The organism is Mesorhizobium sp. IMUNJ 23232 (assembly GCF_044326205.1).
Taxonomy (GTDB): Bacteria; Pseudomonadota; Alphaproteobacteria; order Rhizobiales; family Rhizobiaceae; genus Kumtagia.
The window spans coordinates 17,755-33,527 of record NZ_JBIRCY010000025.1; the positions used below are offsets into that span (position 1 = coordinate 17,755).

The 15,773-nt window shown below is 65.0% G+C and carries 7 protein-coding genes; 6 read left to right on the forward strand and 1 reads right to left on the reverse strand.

The window, feature by feature from the left end:
- Window position 1: 1 nt before the first annotated feature.
- Window positions 2-412, forward strand: a complete 411-nt coding sequence (locus ACH196_RS18570; RefSeq protein WP_396648407.1) for a RidA family protein — start codon at window positions 2-4, stop codon at window positions 410-412.
- A gap of 4 nt (window positions 413-416) precedes the next feature.
- A complete protein-coding gene (locus ACH196_RS18575; protein WP_396648408.1) occupies window positions 417-1,505 on the forward strand; it encodes an ABC transporter ATP-binding protein in 1,089 nt (362 codons plus the stop codon).
- Between the two features lie 34 nt (window positions 1,506-1,539).
- On the opposite strand, the gene ACH196_RS18580 is transcribed toward ACH196_RS18575, so the two are convergent.
- A complete protein-coding gene (locus ACH196_RS18580; RefSeq protein ID WP_396648409.1) occupies window positions 1,540-1,932 on the reverse strand; it encodes a DUF3307 domain-containing protein in 393 nt (130 codons plus the stop codon).
- A gap of 821 nt (window positions 1,933-2,753) precedes the next feature.
- On the opposite strand from ACH196_RS18580, the gene ACH196_RS18585 reads away from it, so the two are divergent.
- From ACH196_RS18585 to ACH196_RS18600, 4 genes are all read left to right on the forward strand, one after another.
- Window positions 2,754-8,570, forward strand: coding sequence for an FG-GAP-like repeat-containing protein (locus ACH196_RS18585; RefSeq protein ID WP_396648410.1), 5,817 nt, complete (start codon window positions 2,754-2,756; stop codon window positions 8,568-8,570).
- A gap of 229 nt (window positions 8,571-8,799) precedes the next feature.
- Window positions 8,800-12,528 carry a FecR domain-containing protein gene (locus ACH196_RS18590; RefSeq protein ID WP_396648411.1) on the forward strand — a complete coding sequence of 1,243 codons (3,729 nt, stop codon included), beginning with the start codon at window positions 8,800-8,802 and terminating at the stop codon, window positions 12,526-12,528.
- Between the two features lies 1 nt (window position 12,529).
- Window positions 12,530-14,482 carry a CHASE2 domain-containing protein gene (locus ACH196_RS18595; RefSeq protein ID WP_396648412.1) on the forward strand — a complete coding sequence of 651 codons (1,953 nt, stop codon included), beginning with the start codon at window positions 12,530-12,532 and terminating at the stop codon, window positions 14,480-14,482.
- A gap of 99 nt (window positions 14,483-14,581) precedes the next feature.
- Window positions 14,582-15,769: a M24 family metallopeptidase gene (locus ACH196_RS18600; RefSeq protein ID WP_396648413.1), complete on the forward strand. Its 1,188-nt coding sequence runs from the start codon at window positions 14,582-14,584 to the stop codon at window positions 15,767-15,769.
- Window positions 15,770-15,773 lie beyond the last annotated feature (4 nt).

Genomic DNA, 15,773 nt, shown 5'->3' on the forward strand with positions numbered 1-15,773 from the left:
CATGGCTGACGGCGCATATCATCCGCTGAAGACCCGCCCGCGCGGCGCGACGCAGCATGTCACGGCCGGCCCCTATTCGCCGGTGCTCGAGGTCGATGCGACAAAGCTGGTCGTCATCTCCGGTCAGGTGGCGATCGACATGGACGGTGCGGTGCTCGGCGAGACCATCGAGGAGCAGACGCGTGCCACGCTCGGCAATTGCGCCCGGCAACTGGCGAGCGCCGACTGCTCGCTGGCGGATGTGTTCAAGGTCAACATCTACCTGACCGACCTCGGCCAGTGGTCGCGTTTCAATGCTGTCTACGACACGATGATGCCGGAACCGCTGCCGGTGCGCACCGCCGTGCAGGCCGTCCTGCTGCCGGGCTTCCTGGTCGAGATCGAGATGTGGGCGGTCAAGGCGAGGGACTGAGGAGTTGGCGTCTGTAGAACTCAGGAACCTCGTAAAATCCTTCGGCAAGGTCGAGGCCGTTCGCGACGTCTCGCTGACCGTCGAGGATCGAGAACTGGTCGTCTTCGTCGGCCCATCCGGTTGCGGAAAGTCGACGCTGCTGCGCATGATCGCCGGCCTCGAAGAAATCACTTCCGGTGAGCTTTTCATCGGCGGCAAGCCGATGAGCAAGGTCGCGGCCGCCGATCGCGGCATTGCCATGGTGTTCCAGTCCTACGCGCTCTATCCGCACATGAGCGTTGCCGAGAACATGGGTTTCGCGCTGAAGATGCTCGGCACCGACAAGGCCGAGATTAATCGCAAGGTCGCTGAGGCAGCCGCCATCCTGCAACTTGGCGAGCTGCTGGCCCGCAAGCCGAGGGAACTCTCCGGCGGCCAGCGCCAGCGCGTCGCCATCGGCCGCGCCATCGTCCGTAAGCCGGATGTCTTCCTGTTCGACGAGCCGCTGTCCAATCTCGACGCCGGCCTGCGCGCCCAGATGCGGGTGGAGATTGCGCGGCTGCACGAGCAGTTGCAGACGACGATGATCTACGTCACGCATGACCAGGTCGAAGCGATGACGTTGGCAGACCGCATCGTCATCCTCAACCAGGGCAGGATCGAGCAACAGGGTTCGCCGCTCGAACTCTATGAGCGGCCGGCCAACCGCTTCGTCGCCGGTTTTCTCGGCCAGCCGAAGATGAATTTCATCCCCACCTTCGCCAAACCTTCCCCATCGGGACCTGTCCTGTCGATATTCTCGACCGACAAGGCGGTTCTTTCGCTCTCCGCAAGCCCAGCCATAGCTCCCGGCATGGCGATCGACCTCGGTATCCGCCCGGACGCGATCTCGGTATCCGCGACGAATGCCGCCGATGCGCTTCCAGGCCGGATCGTCGTGGTCGAACATCTCGGCGGCTCAAGCCTCCTTTATGTCCAGGCCGCAGGCGTCGACGAACTGGTCACCGTCGAACAGCACGGTAAGACGCATTATGCTGTCGGTCAGACGGTGCATCTCGCCTTCGACCGCGGCGACGTGCACCTGTTCGGTTCGGACGGACGCCGCATCCCGTGACCGGCCTTCGCGGGTAAACCTCGCCGAGGCTTTCTCAAACGGCATTGCGCAAGACCATCGCGGCGTAGAGCATGGCGATGTAGGTGAGCTGGTGCAGCAACTGGTCGCCGCCATGCATGGCCCAGTAGAGCTGCGTCGTCGGATCGCAACGCATGCGCGCCGACAGCGCCGATTTGCCGTAGTCGATAACGTAATGCACCACGAGTTCAGCCGCGGCCAGCAGCAGCATGGGAAGCAGGCCGAGGCCGGCGATCGCCAGCACCGGAAGCGAGCACACCGCATGGATGCCGGCATGGACGTAGCCGCCGGGTGACCGGATGCTGCCCTTGCCGCGCAGTATCCATGTCGGCTGGAACAGATAGTCGGCGATGTAGTGCTTCAACTCGAAGCAGATCATCACCACGATCATCAACGTTTCCGTCTTCATGACCATCCCTCATGGCCGCCCCGGCGGCTGGGCACGGAAGCCGCGACAGCCGGCCTTCATACGCATGGTAATGGGAAGCGGACGCCTGTCCATCCTTCCTTGGTCAATCGTGGTTACGGCAACGTGCACGAAAGCTCATATCCCGCAGAGCGGAAAGCCGGGCGTGAACACCGAGCAACGCACCCCGCGTCCGCCGCCGCACCCTGCGAGGGCGACAACGACAACGATGACGAAAACGATCGGAACGGCTTTCACGGTCACCTCCCTGTCGCGTGGCCATCCGATCCCGCGCCGCGGCGTCCGGCCTTTTCGTCCGATCACGTTTCAGTCGGATGTCGTTCAGGCCATCGATGCTGTCCTTGGCGGTCATCTTTCATTTACCGCCGGGTGAAAAATTTTTGCCATGTCGGCTGTCGGTGCCTTGCGGAATCGACTACAACCCTTCCGGGCAGTTTCGGCCGGTTGGACCGGCCGACGAGGACGGGGCGGGCTCGGTCGGGCCGATGGGGCAGGAAATCCGGCGGGAGACCGGATTGTCTCATGGACAAAGCCGCAAGACCCCGCCGCATGTCCGGGCGCCGCGTTGCGTGAAAGCCGCGGTGCCCCGAGCTGTTTCTGTGGGAGGATTCAGTGAGCGAGCCGATCGTTTGTCATGCGCACGCCGGGCGACCGGCGCAAGTCCGGCTGTTCGCCGGCCGGCGTGCAGGCCGGCGCCGTGATGGCGCGGCTCCGCGATGCCTTCCGCACCATCACATTGCTGAACGCCGGCGATGAGCCGCACGCCGGCGTCGCTGGCCCATTAACCTCCGGAAGCAAACGACATGCCCCTGCTGACCGATCTGGAACCCAGCGTCACCTTCGGTGAGAACACCGTCAACGCGACGCCGCAGTTGCTCGATGTCGATGTCGCCTTCAGCGATCCCGAAGGCGATTTCGCCGGCGGCACCCTCGTCGTCTCGGGCCTGTTGGCGGAAGACATCGTGTCGATCCGCAACCAGGGCACCGGGGCTGGCGAGATTGCCTTGACCGGCGGCACTGTATTCTTCGAAAACACGGCCATCGGCACCGTGTCGGGCGGGTCCGGCAGCAGCCTCACGGTAACGTTCAACGCGTCGGCGACGTCGGCTGCGATCGAAGCGCTGATCGAGAACCTGACCTACGCCAATAGTTCGGACAACCCGACGGCCAGCCGCACGCTAAGCATTGCCGTTACCGACGCCGCCGGCGAGGTGACCGCGGTTCTAGCCGAACAGACCTGGAGCGAGGTGGTCGGTGCCGGCAGTCCGACCGCCGGGATCGACACCGGCGACGGCCGCAGCGCGCCGGCGGCCACCGACCTCAACGGCGACGGCCTGATCGATCTCGTGGTCGGCAGCCTCAACGGTGTGCGGGTCTATTACAACACCGGCACGGCCGCGGCCGCGCAGTTCACCGAACAGGTCGGCCCCGCCAATCCATTCTCCGGCATCGCCTTTCCGGGCTATCCGACCCCGACCTTCGGCGACATCAACGGCGATGGCACGACGGACCTCGTCTTCGGCGGCGGAACCGGCATAGCCCAGGCTTTCGTCAATCTGGGAACGGCGGCCAGCCCGAACTTCGTGGAACTGACTGGCGGCTCCAATCCTTTCGCGGGCATCGGGCTGACAGGCGGCACCGGTTCCGGGGCGGCACTCGGAGATCTCAATGGCGACGGGCTGCTCGATTTCGTTCTTGGCGGCGATCGCGGCGGCGAACAGATCCGCATCTTCCAGAACACCGGCACGGCGACCGCACCCGTCTTTACCGAACTCACCGGCGGTGCCGATCCGCTTGCTCCAGGCGGGCCGGCCGACGCGTTGCCAACGCTGGTCGACGTCAATGGCGACGGACGTCTCGACATCGTCAGCGGCGGTTTGAGCGGCATTCATACGTATCTGAACGTCGGCAGCGGCGGCACGATGCTGTTCGAGGAGGCGGTGGACAATCCGTTCGCGGGAATCGATGGTGGCCTTTACGTCGTTCCCGGCTTTGCCGATCTGAATGCCGACGGTCTGGCCGACCTCCTGCTGGGAAGCGAGAGCAACGTCGCCGGGCAGGTTCGCTTCTTCGAGAACACCACACCGCCACCCGAAATCGTCGTCAACGTCACGGCCGAAAACGACGCGCCGTCGCTCACGGCGACCGGCGGGACACCCACCTTCACGGAAGGCGGAACCGCCGTCGATCTGTTCTCGGGTGTCTCGGTCTCCACCGGCGAGGCCGGGCAGTCGATCGACCAGATCACGCTCACTGTTGAAAACCTCGCCGACGGAGCCGGCGAGCTTCTGGGCGTGGACGGCACCGCCGTGGCGCTGACCGAGGGCACGGCTGGAACGACGGTCGCGAACGGCATCGGCTACAGCGTTTCCGCCGTCGGCGGCGTGGCGACGGTCACCCTGTCGATGCCCGCGGGCATCCCGGCCGCGAGCGCCCAGACCCTGATCGACGGGCTGACCTATTCGAATACGAGCGAGGCCCCGGACACCACTGACCGCGTCGTCACGCTGACCGGCATCCGCGACAATGGCGGCACCGCTGGCGGCGGCGTGGACACGGCATCCGTCTCGATCGGCGCCACCGTGTCGATCGCCGGCGAAAACGACGCGCCGACGCTGTCGGGCGGACCGGTCGTGCTGCCGCCCACCGACGAGGATTTCCCCAACGCCGAAGTGACGGTCGCCGACCTGCTCGCCGGCACGAGTTTTGCCGACATCGATGGCGACGATGTCGGCATTGCCGTGACCGGCCTCACCGGCAACGGCGACTGGGAATATTCAACGGACGGCGGTTTCACTTGGCTCAGCTTCGGCTCGGTTTCGGACGGCCACGCGCTGCTTTTGTCTCCCGACACGCTGGTCAGCTACGCGCCCGACGGCATTGATGGCGAGACGGCGACGATCGATTTCCGCGCCTGGGACCAGACGACCGGCACGCCTTCCGACGATACGACGCGGCAATATGCCGACACGTCGGTGAACGGCGGCACGACTGCTTATTCGGGCGGTACGGCCCAGGCCTCGGTCGAGGTCGAGGCGGTCAACGACGCGCCGCTGTTCCGGCTCTCGCCCGGGCTCGATTTCGTCGTCACCTTCCCGGATGACGGCTTTGTCGACATCATCAGCGGCGACGGTGACGGCGATGCGGTCACCGGCTCCTCCGAAGACGGAGGCGACACTCCAACAAAGGTCGTGCTCGGCGACTTCGACAATGACGGCGACCTCGACGTGGCGGTCACCAACCCGACGACGAACACCGTCACTCTGCTGGAGAATGACGGCTGCGGCTGCATGACGCCGTTCGAATCATCGCCGATCCCGGTGATGCCGTCTCCCGTCTCGATGGTCAGCGGCGACTTCAACGGCGACGGAAACCTCGATCTGTTCGTCGGCAACACCAGCGGCATCATGGCCAACGTGCTGTTGGGCGCCGGGGACGGCTCGTTCACGACGAACTTCGTGCCCATGCCGTTCGCCCTCGGATTGACCGAAGTCGTGACAGGCGACTTCAACGGCGACAGCAAGCTCGACGTTGCAGCGGCCGTCGCGGGCAACGTGGTCATCGGCACCGGCAATGGCGCCGGCTTCGCCTTTGGCGGTTCGATTCCCACAATCGGCGTTCCCCAACCCGGCGCGCTTGCCGTCGGCGACATCGACGGGGTCAACGGCCTCGACCTTGTCGTCGCGGATGCGGCCACTGGTGTGCTGAGCCTGTTGGTGAACAACGGTCTGGGTGGTTTCACGTCCTCGATGCTGCCGGCGGGCATTGGGGCGCCGATCACGGATGTGCAGCTTGGCGACCTGAACGGCGACGGCAGGCTCGACATCGTCACCTCGAATTCCGGCCTCGACACTGTCGACTTCATGCTGGGCCTCGGCGGCGGCATGTTTCTGGCTCCGGCCGCTTATACGGTGGGACAGGATCCCGCGAGCCTGAAGCTCGCCGACATGAACGATGACGGGTCTCTTGACATCGTCGTCGTCAACAAGGGCAGCGAAGACATCCATGTCCTGCTCGGCAAGGGCGACGGCACGTTTTCGGCGGACGATACGCCGATCCCGACCTTCGGCGTGCCCGGCGACATCGCCATCGGCCAGATGGACACGGATGACGAGTGGCAATATCCGCGCTTCCTGACGTTCACCGAGGGCGACACGCTGGCGCTGGCGCCGCGCCTCGAACTTGAGGACGTCGATCCCGACGGTGGCACCGCCGTTGGCGCGACGGTCTTCCTCGACGATTCCGGCGGCCCCGGCGGGTTGCCGGGCGACGTGCTCTCGGCGGACACGACCGGAACCTCGATCGTCGCGGCCTACGATGCCGCCACCTTCACCCTGACGCTGACCGGCAACGACACGCTGGAGAATTACGAGAAGGTCCTGCGCACGGTCACCTTCACCTCCGGCGACGACCCGGACGGTTCGGTGGCCGACCCCGGCAACTACCTGCCGATTCGTGTTATCGGCATGACGGTCGACGACGGCAAGAAGGACGGCGTCGGCTTATCCGCGCCGATCTTCGTCCAGGTCATCGCCACCGGCGCGCAGGACGACGCCTTCGCCATCTGGGAAAATCGCACGCTCGGTCTCGGCGAAAACCTCTTCGACGACAATGGTGATGGCATCGACAGCGGCCCAGACTTCGATATTGCGGCCGTCAACGGCGACCCCGGCAATGTCGGCACGCAATTCACTTTGCCCTCCGGCGCGCTGCTCACGGTGAATACCGACGGCACCTTCAGCTACGATCCAAACGGCGCCTTCGATTATCTGCCGGGCGCCCTTTCCGGCGCGACCAATCTGACCGCGACCGACAGCTTCACCTACGCTCTCCTCGGCGGCTACACCGCGACGGTCACCATTACGATTACCGGCGTGGACAGCGACGGTGACGTGCTGATCGGTAACGCCTCCGACAACACGCTCAATGGCGGCTTCGGCGCGGACACGATGGAAGGCAAGGGCGGCAACGATACCTACATCGTCAACTCGTTGGGCGACGTGGTCGTCGAGGTCGCCGGCGAAGGCGCGGCCGACCGTGTCACCGCCCAGTCCAGCTATGCGCTGTCCGCCACCGCGGATATCGAATTGCTGACCACCACCAATTCCAAGGGCACCACCGCGATCGACCTGCAGGGCAACGCGCTCGCGCAGACCATCATCGGCAATGACGGCGATAACTTCCTCAACGACGGCGGCACGGCGGGGGTGGGCCTCGGGTCGTTGCCGGATATCCTGATCGGGCGTGGCGGCAACGACACCTACGCCGTCTACAATGCCGCGGACGTCATCGTCGAAGGCAAGGACGAGGGCACCGCCGACCGCGTTACCGCAGGTGTCGATTATGTGCTCGCCGCCGGTGTCTACGTCGAATATCTCAACACCACCTCCGGGCTGGCTACCACTTCGATCAATCTCACCGGCAACGCTTTTGCCCAGACCATCACCGGCAATGCGGGCAACAACGTTCTCGATAGCGGCAAGGGCGAGGCCGACATATTGAAGGGTCTCGGCGGCAACGACATCTACTACGTCCGCAACGCAGGCGACTACATCATCGAAAATGCCGGCGAAGGGTTCGACCGCGTGACGGTTTCGCTGAGCTACGTGCTGACGGCCGATGCCGAGGTCGAATCGCTGAACACCACCTCGCGCACCGCCACCTATGCGATCGACCTGACCGGCAACCGCCTGGCGCAGACGATCACCGGCAACCACGGCGACAACATCTTGAACGACGGCGGCAAGGGCGCGGCGGACAGGCTGGAAGGCCTGCTCGGCAACGACACCTACTACATCTACAATGCCGGCGATGTGGTGGTCGAGAACGCCGGCGAAGGAACCGACCGCGTCGCCGCCGGCGTCAGCTACAAGCTCACGGCGGGTTCGGAGGTCGAATATCTGCAAACGACTTCGGTCGGCGGCTCGACGGCGATCGACCTGACCGGCAACACACTCTCCCAAACCATCACCGGCAATGCCGGCGACAACGTCCTGCATGGCGGCGGCGTCGGTGGCGCCGATATCCTGCGCGGCTTCGGCGGCAACGACACCTACCGCGTGTTCAACAGTGGCGACCTGATCGTCGACGGCGCGCTGCAGGGAACCGACCGGGTCATGGCGGCGGTCGATTATACGCTCGGCAAGGGCGTCGAGATCGAACTGCTCACCACCAACGGTTCGGCGGGAACCACCGGCATAGACCTGACCGGCAATGCGTTCGGCCAGGAGATCGTTGGTAATGCCGGCGCAAACCGTCTCGACGGCAAGGACGGCAACGACACGCTGCGCGGCCTCGGCGGCAACGACATGTTCGTGTTTTCCACCGCGCTCGGCGCCGGCAATGTCGACACCATCGTCGACTTCAACCCGGCCGGCGACCGCGTCGAACTGCACAAGTCGGTGTTCGCGGCGCTGGCCGTGACCGGTCCGCTGCTATCCGGCTATTTCCGGGCAAATGCCGGCGGCACGGCGCAGGACGCCAACGACCACATCGTCTACGACACCATCACCGGCAATCTCTATTACGACGCGGATGCCAATGGCGCCGGCGCCGCGATCCAATTCGCGACGCTGACCGGACTGCCGTCGCTGTCGGCGAACGATTTCGTCGTGGTCTGAAGTCTGTCGGACGCCAGGCGGTCCCACGAGGTTCGCCCGGCTCGCCCACTTCTCCGAACTCGAATCAGCCATCTCGGGCAGTGCGGATGACCTAACGTAAGATTCCGCCCGAAAGCCTTCTGGAGGCGGCCGATGCGGCCGCTCCGGCGTCAAAACCGCGCTCGCAAGCTTGACACCGCTTTGCCTTTCTCACCATAACGCCTGGGGATTGGGGCGCGATAACGGTATCATGCGCAAGTTCGTGGGGGCACTGGCGGCAGGGTTGATGCTTGGCTGCGCCAGCATCGCAATCGCCGATCCGGTTCCCCGCAACGCCCCCGCCGCCGGGTCCGTCATCGCCCGCAAGACCGGCGAGGAAGTGCGTTTCATCGACGTCAGCTTGTGGCGCGGCGTCGACATTCATCAGGACCTGCTGGCCGGCGACGAACTGCGCACCAACGCACTGGGAAGCCTCGCCGTTCTCTTCGCCGACAACACCCAGGTCCGGCTCGGCCGCAACACCGTCATGGTGGTGAAGGAGATCAACCCCGGCGCAGACTCCCGCTTCAGCCTGGAGAGCGGCAGCATCTGGGCGCGCGCCGAGCGCGGCGGCGAGGGCCTCGTCATCGAGACGCCGGCGGCGGCAGCCGCTATCCGTGGCACCGACTGGACGATGACGGTCGTCGGCGACCGCACCTCGCTCACCGTGCTCGAGGGCAAGGTCGAACTGTCGAACGCGCTTGGCTCGGTCACTGTGGTGCCCGGCGAGGCGGCCTCGGCCAGGATCGGCCAGGCGCCGACCAAGACGGTGATCGTCGCGCCGGACGACCGCGAGCAGATGCTGTTTTATCTCTCGCTGCGCGACAGTTTTTTGATCCTCCCGGCCTCGCCGCTCTCCAGCCGCGAGATGCGGGAGGAGCGGTCGAAGATCGCCGAAATCCCGGAGGCGGCGCGCACGGGCGAGCAATGGCTGACGCTGGCCGAGGTGGCGCTGTCCTATGACGGCCGCGCCGCTGCAAAACGCGCCGCCGACCAGGCGCGGGCCTTCCGCCTGGCGCCAGCCCAGCGCGCCCGTCTCGACCTGGTCGACGCCATGATCGCGGCTTCGGAAAAGCGCTACGCCGACGCTATCCCATTGTTCTCCCGCGCCGCGCCAAGATTGTCCGGAAGCCGGCGAGCCATGGCAGACTATGGCGGCTATTTCTCGCGCGCGCTGGTCAATCCCGATCGCATCGAGCAGCCGCCGAGCGGTGAGGCCAGCGGCCCGGCCGGTGCCGTCGCCGCCGCCTGGACGGCGGGTTTCCTGCAGGACATTCCGGCCGCGATAAAGATCGTGCGCCGTGCCGAGCAGCGTTATCCCAACGACCCGACCCTGCCGGCGGTGCGCGCGCAGCTTGCTATCCTGGTCGACGACCGCCCGCAGACCGAGGAGGCGATCCAGCGCGCGCTGGCGCTCGACCCCGACGATCCGACCGCGCTGGAGGCCCGCGCCCGCTACCGCGTGGTGGTGCAGAGCGATCTCGAAGGCGCGCTGGCCGACGCCACCCGCGCCTCCGAACTCATGCCCGGCTCGACCTCTGCCTGGAACCTGCTCGGCCTTGTGCTGAGCGCCCGCGACGCCGAGCGTGAGGCCGAGGCAGCATTCCTGAAAGGTGTGGAACTCGACCCGCAGGACCCGTTGGCCCGCGCCAATCTTGCGCTGCTTTATCTCGACCAGGGCCGCGTTGCCGAAGCCAAGGCGGAGATCGACACGGCGATGGCGGAAGACCCATCCTTCGATATCGGGTTGGTGGCGCGCGGGCGCTACCACATTCAGACTGGCGAGATGGATAGGGCGGTGCAGGATTTGCTGGCTGCCTCGACCGCCAATCCAGCTTACGCGAATATCCTTCTCTTGCTAGCCGCCGCCTACTACGAGAAGGGTGACAAGGAACCCGCAGAACAGGCGCTGCAAAACGCCAACAGGCTCGACCCCAACGACCCGGTTACGGCGTCCGCCGAAGTTGCGATCGCGGCGAACGAATATGATTCCGACCGCGCCATCCGCGCCGCCCAGGAAGCGCTGAAGCGGGCACGGGCGCGCGGCGGCGACTACGCGGCGCTGAGCGCCAGCCGCGACCAGGGCTCGACACTGAATTCGGCCTATCGGCTGCAAGGGCTCGACGCTTGGGGCCGCTTTTATGGAGACGTGGTCTTCGATCCGTTTTCCGCCAGCGCGCTCGCCGATCAGGCGATCGCCGGCAGCCCGAATCCATTCACCACCAGCGGCGACTATGATGGGCAGACGGTCGGCGAGCCGGTCGTTGCCGATTCGGCGTTGTCCTCCTTATTTCAGGGCCTGTTGCTCGATCCGCAGATGCTTGCCGGCCGCTCCCGCGGCGCCAATTTGATCAACCGGCCTTTCATCGAAGGCGCGATCCAGGGCGGCGCTCTCGGGGGTGACGCCAGTGGCTGGACCGGCGAAGCCGAGGTGAAGGGCTATCTCGCCTACCCGTTCCCGATCAGCTTCTACGGCCAATTCACCAAGCGCGATACCGAGGAGTCGCGCGGCGAGATTCAGCCTGATGCGAGCCGAACTTCCACGGAGTTCGATCTGCTCGACAAGACGGTTGGCGGCTTCGGCTATCTGACGCTCAGCCCGACTCCAAACGACAACATCGTCCTCTTTGCCTCTGTCCAGGACAATGAGGATGATCTCAGTAACGGATTGACGGTCTATGTTCCGCCGATTGGGCTGCCAGTCACGCCCAACACATCCGGCTTGGATTCTCTCTCCTTACTCGGCTCCACATACGATCGCACCGTTGACGACCGCACTGGCGGCTATGGCGCTGCCTGGAGCCATACCTTTGGGTATCGGAATGTTGTGAGCGCAGGTGTGTTCGCGTCAGGCTTCAAACGTCGCAGCCTTGAGACGGCCAGGTTCCTTTTCCTTATCAACGACGAGTTCCTGCTATCTGGTCTCGGGGAGCAACAGGTTAAAACCGACAGCGATTCAGTACTCGGTAGCGTGAACCACACGCTGGGAATTGGCGACCTGACTTTGCGCTATGGCGCAGAGGGCGGAATGCTCAAGCAGAACCGCACTGTATCGGACCTGATATATATTCCGGGTGTATCGCGGGACCAGGTCACTACGGAAACCGATTACGACCTAACCACGGGCCGCATTTACGCCGACACTCTCTACGACATCACGCCCAACCTTAAGGTGGAAGCGGGTTTATTCGGTACAATGTTCGAGGGCGCGGCGCTCAACGAAATCCGCGCGGAGCCGCGCGTCGGTGCCGCCTGGGCGCCGTTCGAGGGTCACTGGCTGCGTGTCGGCTATATCGAGGAGAGCAGCGCGCTCAACGCCTTCACGCTGGCGCCGGTCGGGGTAATGGGTATGCAGGCGAACCAGGCGCCGCTGGACATCGGCGGCAAAAGCAGCACCTTCGCGGCGCGCTGGGAGGCGCAATGGTCGGATCATCTGTTCACCGCAGTCGACTACCAGCACCAGGAGCTCGACGATCTCGCCATTCCCGTCCCGCTCACGCTCGACCAGATCTCGCTCACCGAGGGTCGGATCGACCGCGTCAGCGCCACTGCAAACCTTTGGCTGACGCACGGCTTCGGCGCCTTTGCCACCTTCGCCTATGCGAATTCGGAGAACCGCGATCCGACGAGCCTGAGCTATGGCGGCCTGATACCGTACGTGCCGGAGCAGATGGCCAGGCTGGGCCTGACCTGGGTCAGCACGGCGGACGTCAAGGTCACCGTGGCAGCAAGCTATGTCGGTGAGCGCTCCGGCGGCGATTCCGGGATCATGCTCGATCCCTACTGGACCGCGGACGCCTTCCTCACCTGGGAACCGTTGGATAAGCGTTTCGAACTCGAGCTCGCCGCTTACAATCTGTTCGATGAGGAGTTCGAGGTGGCGCCCAATACGCCGGGCTGGGGCCGCGTCTTCACCGGCTCGCTGAAAATGCGGTTCTGAGATGGCGCCCGGCGACGCCAGGCGCCGGCTCCGGCAACTGGCCATCATCGTCCCGCTGGTCGCGGCGGTTGTCATCGCCGCTTCGTTCACCTCGCCCTGGCGGCTGATCGAACTGAAGATTTTTGACTATTTTTCCACGGTCGCCCCGCCGTCGCCGACCGAAAAGTCGCCCATCATCGTCGCCATCGACGAACCGTCCATGGCCGAGATCGGCCGCCGCTGGCCTTGGCCGCGCGACCTGCATGCAGCGCTGGTCCGGTCGCTGCGCGCGGCCGGCGCGAAGGCGGTCGGCCTCGACATCATCTTTGCCGAACCCTCGGCCGCGGCCGGTGATGCGGCGCTGGCCGCGGCGCTCGGGCCGGATGTCGTGCTGGCGGCCGACGAAACCATCATCCGCACGCCGCAGGCCGACCAGCGCATAAGGGTGGAACCGCTGCTTGCCCTTACCGAAGCCGGCGCAAGACCCGGCGTCGCCTCTGTCGTGCTGGACGGCGACGGCATCGTCCGTCGCATGCCGCCCTATGCCGACGGTTTTGCCACGCGCCTGCTGGCAGCAACGGGCGTGGCGCCCGGCCGTCCGCCGGCGGATGCGCTGATCCAGGCTTTCGGCCCAGCCCGCACTTTCCCAACGGTCTCCTACTACCAGGCGCTCGATCCGAAGAATTTTCTGCCGGAAAACATTTTTCGCGACCGCATCGTCATCGTCGGCCTCTCCATGCAGTCCGCCTCCGGCATCGATACCGGCGGCGCGGACGTCTTCGCCACCCCCTACACGGTGCGCAGCCGCACTCTGGTCGCCGGCGCCGAGCTGCAGGCGACCGTGCTCGACAATCTGGCGCGCGGCCTGTTCGTCGTGCCCGCCTCGGCCCTACTGGCTGGACTTGCAACCGGCCTCGCGGCGGTCCTTGCTGGCCTCGCCGTCTGGCGGGGCACCGGCTACGTCACGGGCGTGGTGTCCGTGGCGACGATCCTGTTGTTTTTCGGCTTGAGTTTCCTGGTCCTGCACTATGGCCGCTTCTATCTCGCTCCGCTGGCTCCCTCGCTCGCCTTTGCCGGCGTGGCCGCCATCCAGAGCGCGCGCGACTATGCCGCCGAGCGCCGCCGCCGCATGCGCGTCACCCGCGCCTTCTCGCAATATCTGTCGCCAGTGCTGGTCGAGCGGCTGGCGGAAGACTCCGCAAATCTGAAGCTGGGCGGCGAGCGGCGCGAACTCACCGTCCTGTTCTGCGACGTGCGCGGCTTCACCACCATTTCCGAAGAGATGAAGGACGATCCGGAAGGCCTGACGCGGCTGATGAACCGGCTGCTCAACCCGCTCTCGGACGTGATCCTCCAGGCCGGCGGCACCATCGACAAATACATCGGCGATGCCATCATGGCCTTCTGGAACGCCCCGCTCGACGATCCTGACCATGCTGTCCACGCCATAGAAGCCGCGCTCGCCATGCTGAAGGCGGTGGACGCGCTCAATGTCGAGCGCGAGGCCGAAGCCGACATTTTTGCCAAGAAGCCGCATCCGCTGAAGATCGGCATCGGCATCAACACCGGCGATTGCGTGGTTGGCAATATGGGCTCCGACTTCCGCTTCAACTATTCGGCGCTGGGCGACGCGGTGAACCTCGCCTCGCGGCTGGAGAGCGAGACCAAGGCGTTCGGCGTGTCGATCCTGGTTGGCGAGGAGACGGCGCGCCATGCCGGCGGAAAGATCGCGCTGGCCGAACTCGACAGTGTCCGTGTCAAGGGCAAGTCCGAGGCCGTCGGCGTCTCGACGCCGGTGCCCGAAGCCTCGCCCGAGGCGCTGGCCGAGCATGGGGCTTTTCTGGCCGATGTGCGCATGGGAAGGTCGACCAGCCTCGACCCGCGCTTCGAAAAACTGTCCAAAACCCTGCCGCGCGTGGAGGGGTTTTACCGGCTGTTGAAGCAGCGGTTTTCGGATCGAGGGGAAGTCGGATAAGGCGCGGCTGCAGTCGCCCGCATGAATCCCGCCGCCCGGCATCGCCGCCGTTGCGGACCACCGCCCCGCCGCGCTACGGTGAAGCCAGGGAGAGACATCATGAACATCAAATCGCAGACTGCCGGCGAAATCGCCATTCCGTTCGATCACGAAAAGCTCGACCGCCTGATGGAAGCAGCCGGGCTGGACATTCTGGTCGCCACCTCGAAGCACAACGTCCAGTATCTGCTTGGCGGCTACAAGTTCATCTTCTTCGCCGCCATGGACGCCATCGGCCACAGCCGTTACCTGCCGGTGCTGGTCTATGAAAAAGGCCGGCCGGAAAACGCCGCTTACATCGCCAACAAGATGGAAGGAGCGGAGCATGCCAACCGTCCGTTCTGGACGCCGACCTTCCAGCCCGCGACCTGGAGCAGCATCGACGCGGCCAACCTCGCGGCCGAGCACATCCGCAAACTGGCAAAACCCGGTGCACGCATCGGTATCGAGCCACCCTTCATGCCGTCGGACGCGCATGCCGTTTTAGAAAATCTCGGCAACAGCATTGCGCTGGTCGACGCCACGTCGACCTTCGAGCGCCTGCGCGCCGTGAAGACTCCCGAAGAACTGTCAAAGCTCAGAGCGGCCTCGGAACTGATCACGGATTCCATGCTGGCCACGATCGAATGGGCGAACGAGGGCTCGACCAAGACCGAGATCATCGAGCGGCTGCGCCGGGAAGAGACGAAGCGCGGCCTGCATTTCGAATATTGCCTGCTGACGCTGGGCTCCAGCCACAACCGCGCCGCCTCGCCGCAGGCGTGGAAGAAGGGCGAGGTGCTGTCGATCGATTCCGGCGGCAATTATCACGGCTATATCGGCGACCTCTGCCGCATGGGTGTGCTCGGCGAACCGGATGGCGAACTGGAGGACCTTCTGTCGGAAATCGACGGCGTGCAGCAGGCCGCCTTCGCGAAAATCCGTGCCGGTGCTTTCGGGGGCGACCTCGTCGCCGCTGGCGAGACGGCTCTCAAGGCTTCACCAAGTGCCGCCTTCACCGATTTTTTCGCCCATGGCATGGGTGTCATCACCCATGAAGCGCCGTTCCTGATGACCAATCATCCGGTCGCCTATGAAGGCGTCGACGCTGAAAAACCGCTGGAGGCCGGCATGGTGCTCTCGGTCGAGACCACTATGCTGCATCCCTCGCGCGGCTTCATCAAACTGGAGGACACTTTGGCCGTCACCGACACGGGCTACGAGATGTTCGGCGAGCGCGGCCGCGGCTGGAACAGGGGCGGCCGGTGACTCG